9 protein-coding genes are annotated in these 9833 nt (G+C 46.6%); 3 read left to right on the forward strand and 6 right to left on the reverse strand.

The genetic code is table 11. From position 1 onward, the window contains the following. Positions 1 to 17 precede the first annotated feature (17 nt). Positions 18 to 2129 (forward strand): cellulose biosynthesis cyclic di-GMP-binding regulatory protein BcsB, encoded by a 2112-nt coding sequence (locus tag Q7J41_RS05710; protein ID WP_304886100.1) that lies wholly within the window; start codon positions 18 to 20, stop codon positions 2127 to 2129. Continuing rightward, positions 2126 to 2989: a GGDEF domain-containing protein gene (locus Q7J41_RS05715; RefSeq protein ID WP_304886103.1), complete on the forward strand. Its 864-nt coding sequence runs from the start codon at positions 2126 to 2128 to the stop codon at positions 2987 to 2989. Before Q7J41_RS05710 ends, Q7J41_RS05715 begins: the two co-directional genes overlap by 4 nt. A gap of 99 nt (positions 2990 to 3088) precedes the next feature. Here Q7J41_RS05715 and wecB read toward each other — a convergent pair whose 3' ends face one another. Genes wecB through coaBC form a run of 5 tightly spaced genes read right to left on the reverse strand, consistent with a single transcriptional unit; the run spans position 3089 to position 7840 of the window. Next, positions 3089 to 4210 (reverse strand): non-hydrolyzing UDP-N-acetylglucosamine 2-epimerase, encoded by a 1122-nt coding sequence (gene wecB, locus Q7J41_RS05720; RefSeq protein ID WP_304886105.1) that lies wholly within the window; start codon positions 4208 to 4210, stop codon positions 3089 to 3091. Between the two features lie 41 nt (positions 4211 to 4251). Further along, positions 4252 to 5409: a hypothetical protein gene (locus Q7J41_RS05725; protein ID WP_304886107.1), complete on the reverse strand. Its 1158-nt coding sequence runs from the start codon at positions 5407 to 5409 to the stop codon at positions 4252 to 4254. Then, on the reverse strand, positions 5393 to 5872 hold the full coding sequence (locus Q7J41_RS05730; protein WP_304886109.1) for a threonine/serine exporter family protein: 480 nt from the start codon (positions 5870 to 5872) through the stop codon (positions 5393 to 5395). The genes Q7J41_RS05725 and Q7J41_RS05730 overlap by 17 nt, the downstream gene beginning before the upstream one ends. A gap of 4 nt (positions 5873 to 5876) precedes the next feature. Continuing rightward, positions 5877 to 6641, reverse strand: a complete 765-nt coding sequence (locus Q7J41_RS05735) for a threonine/serine exporter family protein (protein ID WP_304886110.1) — start codon at positions 6639 to 6641, stop codon at positions 5877 to 5879. After that, a complete protein-coding gene (gene coaBC, locus Q7J41_RS05740) occupies positions 6641 to 7840 on the reverse strand; it encodes a bifunctional phosphopantothenoylcysteine decarboxylase/phosphopantothenate--cysteine ligase CoaBC (protein ID WP_304886112.1) in 1200 nt (399 codons plus the stop codon). The genes Q7J41_RS05735 and coaBC overlap by 1 nt, the downstream gene beginning before the upstream one ends. 329 nt (positions 7841 to 8169) lie before the next feature. On the opposite strand from coaBC, the gene Q7J41_RS05745 reads away from it, so the two are divergent. Next, positions 8170 to 8799: an ECF transporter S component gene (locus Q7J41_RS05745; protein ID WP_304886114.1), complete on the forward strand. Its 630-nt coding sequence runs from the start codon at positions 8170 to 8172 to the stop codon at positions 8797 to 8799. A gap of 131 nt (positions 8800 to 8930) precedes the next feature. Here the strand turns inward: Q7J41_RS05745 and Q7J41_RS05750 are convergent, their stop codons facing one another. Next, positions 8931 to 9719 carry an alpha/beta fold hydrolase gene (locus Q7J41_RS05750; protein WP_304886116.1) on the reverse strand — a complete coding sequence of 263 codons (789 nt, stop codon included), beginning with the start codon at positions 9717 to 9719 and terminating at the stop codon, positions 8931 to 8933. Positions 9720 to 9833 lie beyond the last annotated feature (114 nt).

The following is a 9833-nucleotide window of genomic DNA, read 5'->3' on the forward strand; positions in this document are numbered from 1 at the left end:
CGAAAAAGGAGGAGAAAATGAAACGATTAACGATTATGATAATTTTGTTGAGTTCGCTGCTGGCGATGTTTATTCAGCCGGTCAGTGCGGCCAACTATGGCGGGGTACCCCAGTCGGAAGCACGGACAGAAACCCGGTCCTTTGTTACCAATTTTGCTGATCATTCCATGAAGGGGCTGTTTTCAACCACTGAACAAACCTTTTGGATTGCCAAAGACTGGGATGTCGAATCGGTGCTGCTGCATCTGGAATACCGGGCCACCCAATTGGCAGATACACAGTTGTCCAGTCTGACAGTGGCGATTAATGAGACCTATTTTTATTCGTTACGCCCGGCTGACAATTCCGGCAACCGTCATGGCATTGATATTTACGTACCACTGGAGTCGCTCCAACAGGGCTACAATAATATCAGAGTCGACGGCTATATGCGAACCCAGAATGCCCTACCCTGTGTGGATGATGTCAGCGAGGCCAACTGGCTGGATATTTTTAAAGAATCAAATATTTCGGTAAGGTTTGACAAAAATGCGATTACCACCACTATTGAATCCTTCTATAATCGTTTTTTTGAAGTGGATGCCCTGAGATATGGAGAATCGGCGTTTATTATTTCTGATGCTGACAATCCGGCGGAACTGAATGCCGCCCTGTTGGGAATCTCGGGTATATCCAATCAGACCATTTACACAGACGGGTATTTTCCGATTCTGACATTCAGTGATCCAGGGGGAAATCTGCCAGCGAACAGAATCGTCATTGCCAGGTACGATCAGCTTCCTGATAATTACCGCAGTCTGGCTGACCAGAATGGCATCAATGACGAGGACGCCGTATTGGTTCTAACCAATGAAGGAATCAAAACCAATACCCTGATCATTACTGCTAAAAACGATGTAGCCCTGATCAATGCCGGCCGGATGTTGGGAAACCCGGCCTTGATGAACCAATTGCAGTCCACCACCAAGCGGCTGGGAAAAACTGAAGACATCAAAACCCCAGTTTATGAGGCTGAAACCTATATCAGTTTTGCCGGTTCAGATGGAACCTATTATAACGGTGCCTTTCATCAGGTCAAAGAATTTGCCATCAACTATCCGTCTAATCGAAGCTTGAGCAATGCCAGCGAATTCTACCTCAATTACCGGTATTCGGAAAACCTCGACTTTGACCGGTCATTGATGACGGTTTACATTAATGATATTCCCGTCGGCAGCAGAAAGCTTTCACAGCATATGGCCGGGGGCGATGAGGCCACGATCCCGATTCCCACCGATATAGATATCGGCGGTTCGTTTCAGGTGAAGGTGACCTTTGATCTGGAAATCAAAGATCTCTGGTGCAGTTTACGGCAGGGAGATATGCCCTGGGCTTACCTCACTCCCAGTACGATGTTAAAAATCAACTCAGTGGCCAGTCAGGATCTGATTTTTGAAAACTATCCCGCGCCCTTTGTCACAGATTACAGTTACAACGCGGTGAGCCTGGTGGTGCCGGATCAGTTGGATGGGGAAACCGCCAACCTGCTGGCCAAAATGTTCCGGGTGATGGGACGCTATACCAAAGGGAATACCGGGGAAATCGCCGTGCTTTATCCCGAGGAAATGAATGAGTCGGCGCTTTACGCCAATATTATTGCGGTGGGAACATATGACAATAACAGCTTTATCAAAAGCAATAATGATAAGCTGTACTTCCAGTTAAGCGAAGACGGCAGCAGCTTCTTGTCCAATGAAAAGCTGGCAATCGACCCGGCTTATGGTAAGACCCTGGGTTCGGCCCAACTTCTGGATTCTCTGTACAGTAAACCGGGCCGGGCCAGTCTGATGGTTGTGGCACCTGATCAGACGGGTCTGGTGGCGATCGGCAATAACCTCGGCGAAATGAAAAATCTGGGCAGATTGTCAGGCGATGCCACTTTGGCAGACGCCAATGGCAAGGTGCTGACCTATCGCTTTAAAGCCCCGAAAAATCCCACCATTGCTGTGGCACAGCAAATTGCCGTGAGCCAGGAAGCCCAGATTTTTCTGGTCGTCAGCATTATGGTGCTGATTCTGCTGGCAGTGGGGCTGGTCATGGTGGTGCGCAAGAATGGGATTGAAATCAAGAAGGGAGGATGGCGAAAATGAAAAATCGGGATCAGGTTTTATCCGATCTGGGGATTGTTTTCTTTCTGGTTTTAACCTTCGTCACCATAACCTTTACCGCCCAGGATTCCGCTCACTATATTCAGAATTTAGTGATGCTGAATGTTACCTTTCTGGTTATTCTGATTACCTATTTCAGTAATATAACCCTGGGTCTGGTCACCAATGGGATCGTGATTTTTTTCTATATTTCCTACACGATTTTTCTGGTGCTGGTGAATGGCGAACCTCTGACGGCCTCCTCATATTTCTGGATTGTGCTGTTGCCGCTGTTCACCTATGTGGTCAGCTTAATGACCGGGAGAAATCTGGCACTGCAGAACCGCGTTAAAGAGCTGGAAGATGAGAATGTCAGTTTGTCCACCGTGGATCCGGTTACCGGGCTGCGGAATTTCCGGACCCTGATCAGCGATGCCAAAATCTTTATTGGCATGTCAAAACGGGGACAGATTGAGTTATCGTTGATGATGATCAAATTTCGACATTATAAAGAAATCAAACGAATTCTGGGAGAAGAGCGGTTGCCGCTGTTTATCCGCCAGATGACTGAAGTGATGCATCGGAGTCTGCGGGCAGAGGATACCCTTTATCTGATCGAAAAAGATGATATCACCTTTGGCCTGTTTTTAATCACCGATACGGCCGGAACAAAAATTGTCGAAAACCGGATCAGGAGTCATATCAAAAGCGAAGAGTTTTATACCATCACAGCGCCTTACGAGGTGGAAATTGATCTAAAAATCGGAGTTTTCCATTGTGATGAATGTAAAACAGGAGAAGCCGTTTCGCCGCTGGAATTTATTGAAAAAGCCCGCAAAGAAATGGAATACGATGTCGGTTAAGGTTTTGCATTAAGTTCTGAAATAAAAAAAGAAATATAAACAGAAAAAAGGCCGGGTTGATGATGTTTTGAGGCAATCATCCCGGTCTTTTTTAGCGGTTTATAATTTAAAATACGCAGCGATAGCTGCACAGATTCGCTGGGAAGCCTTACCGTCGCCGTAAGGGTTAATGGCATGGGCCATGGTTTGGTAGGCGTCGGGGTCGTCCAGCAGCCGCTGAGTGATTCTGATAATGTCGTTTTTATCAACGCCACCCATCACAACGGTTCCGGCGGCGACGGCTTCGGGCCGTTCGGTTTCGTGGCGCAGCACCACGACCGGTTTACCCAGTGCCGGGGCTTCCTCCTGAATGCCCCCGGAATCGGTGAGCACCAGATAGACGCGACCCATCAGGTTGGACATTTCGCCGTAATCCAGGGGTGCCAGAATATGAACCCGGTCAAGATCAGCGAGCAGCGGCAGGGCTGTTTCGGCAATCAGGGGATTGGGATGCATCGGAAAGACCACCTCCACATCCGGATTGGCCAGAACCAGTTCACGGATGGCTAAGAAGATATGTTCCATCGGCGCACCGATATTTTCCCGGCGGTGGGAGGTTAATAGAATCACCCGCCTGTTTTGGTAGTCGATGGTATTAAGGAGTGGGTTTTCAAAATGGTAGTCGGCCTTAACGGTCATGAGTAAGGCATCGATGACCGTATTGCCGGTAATGATAATCCGGCTCAGAGGAATATCTTCCCGAATTAGATTATCCCGATTGCCGACGGTGGGGGAAAAATGCAGGTCGCCCAGCTGGCTGATGAGGGTCCGGTTCATTTCCTCCGGGTAGGGGGAGTACTTATTTTTAGTCCGCAGGCCAGCTTCCACATGGCCAATCGGGATCTGTTCATAAAAAGCCGACAGGGCGGCAGCAAAAGCAGTGGTGGTATCGCCATGAACCAGAATCATATCCGGGGCCTCGGCTGCCAGTATCGGTTTCAGATCGTTGAGAATACTGGCCGTGAGATAGGACAGGGTTTGGCCGGGCTTCATCAGGTTCAGATCATAATCTGCGGCGATGGCAAAAAGCGCCAGCACCTGATCCAGCATTTCCCGGTGCTGGGCGGTCAGGGTTACCAGCGTCTGAAAACGGGGATCTTTTTTTAAAGCAATTACCAGCGGCGCCATTTTGATGGACTCCGGCCGGGTTCCAAAAAGAATCATGATTTTGATTTTTTTCATGGTTACTCACTTTCATCCTGTTTGTCATATCGCAGAAGCGATCACTTGTTATAAACCAGCCCCAGCAGAGCCTGCAGGTTATCGTAGGAGTAGGCATTATTGTTATAGCCGAAACCACCGTAGAAGGGACTCTGGGAATCTGCATTCTGATGCTTTTTAAGTTGGGTCAGGGCGTTGCCGGTTAAAAACTCATTTCCCAGCATCGCACCAATCTGAGCGGCGATGCCGTAGGCGGCTGAGGATTCCTGGGTATCCAGGGCGGCCCCGGTATGGGGATCATAATAAGAATAGAGGGTGCCACTGGCGATCTTTTCTTCCAGCCAATCAATGGATTGGGGGGAATAGATTCCGGCTTGCGCCAGATTCTGGATCACCATCAGGCTGTCCAGAATGTTTATTTTTCCGTCAGCATCGGTATAGCTGCGCTTTTGGGGATCATAGCTTTTATGATGGAGCGGCAGGGTTTCGCTAATAAAGCTGCCCAGCAGAATCTGTTGATTTGTTGTCACGGCTGCGGCGATTTCTGGTTTTTCCGCCGTCAGCGTCTGGATAGCCGAGAGGTTGATATAGGCCACTTCCACGGTTTTATCCTGGGTGGGACTGGCGGCGCTGTAGTAATTGACCAGGTAGCCGGACTGAAATCCCCTGGTCGGCAATTGATTTTCCAGGGTCTCAAAAATCTTCGTGCCGGAAACATTAAGTGGCCATTGTTCCTTCGCCATCGTCAGGGTCTGGTAAATCCGCAGATCATCAATGGTGGCTGAAACATCAGTAATTGGATCGCTGTTTTCAACGATGCGCCACAACAAAATATCATCAACAATCAGATGATCCTCAATATAGTCGGTGGTTTCAATAAAAAGCCGTTGATCCCCGGTTAAACGGGCATACTCCAATAATAATCCCATCGATTCGGACAGAATTTCGTGACCGGTAGATAGGTCTCCGGTTTGCTCAGTGTTCTGATAATTGGTATAAATGCCGCCATCTACAGAGGTTAGCTGATTGCCGATAAAGCTCTGGCAGTTCAGGGTTTCCCGGGAAAGTGGGCTGATTGGTACCAGAGGGGCAGAATCAAGCTGTGTGTAATTCGCTATTTTGGTGGTATCTTCCGGTTTTGTAAAAAAACAGCCCCAGATTACCACGGTCAAACTAACCAACAAAACAAAAACAAGAAATATCTTAAGTGTTTTTGCCATATTTAATCTTCTTTCTTATTTTTGTTTTACTTTTTATCATCACCTTGCGCACCAGGTTGACAGTCGATGAGACCATAATAATGCCGACCGCCAGCGCTCCGGAGATCAGCAGGGTGTGAATGCCGGTGGAGATCCCCAGATCTATCTCGCTGTTGATAAAATAAAGCATCGTATAATAGATGCCGCCGCCTGGCACCAGTGGAATCAAGGCCACCGCCAGATAAATAGTGGTGGGCGATTTGGTTAAACGAGCCAGCACTTCAGCATAAAGGGAGATCGCAATGGTCGCCAGCAGATAGAGGATAACATCATTGGAAATCACCAGTTGAAAAACGACGTAAACCAGCTGTCCCAGCATTCCGCCCAGGGCAGAAAGGAGTAGTTTGTTCCGGGGGATATTAAAAACGAAGGCAAAGGCCAGGGATGCTCCAAAAGCATATAAACAGGGTGCGATGTAATTCATGGTTTCAACCTCCCCAGAATGGTCGTAATAAACTCAGGGGTACAGCCACCCCGGCGGCAATGGCAGCGCCAATCAGCAGTGCCTCAATACCCTTAGCCAGACCGGAAAGATAATCCCCGGCAATAATGTCCCGGATTGAATTGGTGATGGCCAGCCCAGGTACCAGGGTCATAATCGAGCCGATAATAATGGTGTCCATATTGGTGGTCAGTCCCAGCCCTGAAGCAGCTACTGCAACAGTTGAGGCGATCAGACCACCGACAATATTGGTAAAAAAAACATTGGCTTCAAAGCGACCCATGATATCCATTTGCAGCTTAATACCCATCCCAATCATAAATCCGACACAGCTGTCGACAAAACTTCCCCCGAAAAAAAGGGTGAACATCTGGGAAATAAAGGCAAAAGCCAAAACATGAAGATAGTAAGGATAAGAAGGGATGGTATCAATGCGCCTGATGTCGGCCAACAGGTCCTTGTAGTTGGTTGGTTCATAGCAGATATGACGGGATAAATGATTAATTTCGGATACCTTGGTCAAATCTATTTTGCGTGAATGAATCCGTCGGGTTCGGGTCAGCGGAACCTCCCCTTCCAGGGTGACAGAGATGATGATGGTGGTCGGTACGACGAAAATTTCAGCCTCCTTGGCACCAAGGGCAATACAGATCCGATGCATGGATTCTTCCACCCGGTAGGTTTCAGCACCATTGGAAAGGAGGATAACCCCCATTTCCATGGCAACATGACTGAGTTGGTTAATGGTCATTACAGTTCATCCAGGATCGCATCAAGAATCCGGTGTGCCACCGCATCCTTGGATAAAAGGGGCAGTGCCTCGGTTTTTTCCAGGGTCATAATCGTTACCCGGTTGGTGGCGGTATTAAAACCGGCTCCTGTTTCCTTTAAATTATTAGCCACCATCATATTCGCATTTTTGAAATAGAGTTTTTCTTTGGTATTCTCAATCATGTTTTCAGTTTCCATCGAAAAACCGCAAACATACTGGTCTGAACGCTTCTTTTCGCCAATGGTCTTTAAAATATCAATAGTCGGAGTCAGGTTGATGGCTGGTCGTCCATCCCGTTTTTTTATTTTCTCAGGGGCAACAGTTGTCGGTTTAAAATCGGCAACAGCAGCAGCCTTAATGACAATATCGGTTGCTTCAAAATGATCCATCACCTGGAAGCACATGTCACTGGCCGATACTACCGGGACAACATTGACAAAGGCCGGTGCGGTCAAAGCGGTTTTGCCGCTGATCAGGGTCACATCGGCACCCCGGAGCATGGCTGCCTGGGCCAGGGCATAACCCATTTTCCCGCTGGAATGATTGGTAATGTATCTTACTGGGTCGATGGCCTCGCAGGTGGGACCGGCAGTAATCATAATTCTTTTTCCGTTGAGATCATGAAAATAAGCGATTTCCCGGAGGATATGATTAATCAGCAGCGCCTCATCCGGAAGCTTGCCGGCGCCGACATCCTTACAGGCCAGTATTCCGACTGCTGGGTCAATGATCTTATAACCCAAGTTTTTCAGACTTTTCAGATTGTTTTGGACAATCGGGTTTTCATACATGGCGGTATTCATGGCTGGTGCGATCAGCTTGGGACAATGGCAGGCCATGATGGTGGTGGTGAGCATATCGTCGGCAATCCCGGCATTGATTTTGCCGATGACATTGGCCGAAGCCGGTGCCACCATAAAAAGATCGGCTCGCTTGGCCAGACTGATATGAGCCACATCATAAGAGATATTGCGGTCAAAGGTATCAACAATACACTTGTTGCCGGTTAAACTCTCAAAGACCAGCGGGGCAATAAACTCCTGGGCATTTTTGGTCATAATGACTTGAACATCGCAACCCATTTTGGTGAGGCTGCTGGCTACATTGGCCATTTTATAGGCAGCGATGCTTCCGGTAATGCCCAGAACAACGGTTTTATTTTTTAATAGATTTTTCATCGGCTTTCCTTTTCCAGTTGTTTTCATTAATTTTCATAATCATTATACCAAACCCGGGGGTCAGGAGTAAATATAAGTTTTTATTGTATTCAGATAGTCGGTTGCTACCGTACCGATCAATTGTTAATCTGTTGTTCGCTGCGGGTTCGGACAGGCTATCGCCATGTTCGCCCCGATGCGAACAACATGATGTAACAATAGTCGGTACTACGTTTGTTTTTGAAGTAAATCAAATGTTAATATAAATTTTTATTGAAATTAAATTAAAAAGACGATAAAATATAGGTGCATTGTATCCGGCTTGACTGGAACGATAGCGGGAGGTTAAAATGAAAAACATCAAGACCAAGGATTTGGTCAAACTATCCTTTTTTGTAGCGATTATTATTTTGTTGGCGGCAACACCGTTTCTTGGCTATATCCCCTTGGGATTCACCAGAGCCACCATTATTCATATCCCCGTGATTATCGGCAGTATTATTCTGGGACCATTCTATGGCGCTTTTCTGGGATTTGTTTTTGGACTGACCAGCTTAATCAACAATACCTTTAATCCGACGGTGACATCATTTGTGTTCACCCCGTTCTATTCCCTGGGAACCTATTCTGGTAATTTCTGGAGTCTGATAATCTGTTTTGTACCCCGAATTCTGGTTGGCGTAGTGCCCCATTATGTTTTTAAGGGTATGAAGAAAGTAAATAACAATGACGTGTTGGCGTTAACCTTTGCTGGAGTTGCGGGATCATTGACGAATACCCTATTGGTCATGAATTTTATTTATCTGTTTTTCGGACAAAGTTATGCCGAAGTAAAAAATGTGGCTGTTTCGACGTTGTATGGCGTCATCCTGTCAGTGATTGCCATCAACGGCATTCCCGAAGCGATTGTGGCGGGAATTCTCACCACCGCTGTCTGTAAGGCGCTGTTGCGATATACTGGTAAGCCGGCATTACAATAAAAATTGTAAATTTAAAAACTGCATTGGAGTATAACAAGCTCCAAATGTAGTTTTTTTTTATGTATTCGTCAAAAAGAAGACAATCCGCGATAGATTGCTTGAATCGCAGACTGTCTTCTGTATGCTTTGTATTAAGGGCTAATTAAAAATTCGCAGACAGTCGCTGTGAACTGTTCGGGAGATTGAAACATTAAACCATGTCCGGCACCTGGGATCTTAGCAAGTTTAGAATTTGTGATTTTGCTGGCCATGTAATCAGAGTTTTCAGCCGGAACAAGGACATCATCGGCGCCTGTGATCAGAAGAGTATTGTGAAAGAGAGAGGTTAGCTGCGAACAGGTTCCGGGCCATTTTTCGATGGCGAGGCTCTGTTTCTCAATGTTTTCTGGATTGATCAATCCTAAAGGTCGATAGAATATTTCTTTAATGCGCTGGCTGTGGTTTATTAACCAGTCTGCAGGGAAAAGCAGGCGAATCCAACGTGCGCCCTGATCTTCTGGAGTTCCAGAAGGATCGGATAATATTGTCATGACTTCTGCGGCAGGGGGGTACATACTCGGATCGCAAGTAGTCGCATAAAGAACCAGTTTATTGAATTTTTCAGGATATTTGATAACCAGTTCCTGGGCAATATAAGAGCCCATAGACCAGCCTAACACATGGGCGCTTTTGAGGTTAAGCGATTCCATTAAACCGTAGGTATCTTCGGCGAATTGCTCAATAGAAAAGTCTTTTTCTCCGGCGCTGGTTTCACCCATGCCGCGATTGTCAAAAATGATGACCTGATAATCTTTTGCAAATGATTGGATCAGTCGATCTTCCCATAGATCCATCGTACTGCCATAACCCATAATCAAAATTAATGGATCACCTTCACCATAAATTCGGTAACCCATGTTAATATCGCCAACGGTTATCATAATTGACCTCCTATGGTTTAGTTTAAATAAATGCTCACTTTGATTATCTATTACAATTAGCTGTTTTGTCAAGACTGGAAAGTTAAAAAGGTATTTGTGTGGAACGGCCTATTC

The organism is Acetobacterium sp. (assembly GCF_030652775.1).
Taxonomy (GTDB): Bacteria; Bacillota; Clostridia; order Eubacteriales; family Eubacteriaceae; genus Acetobacterium.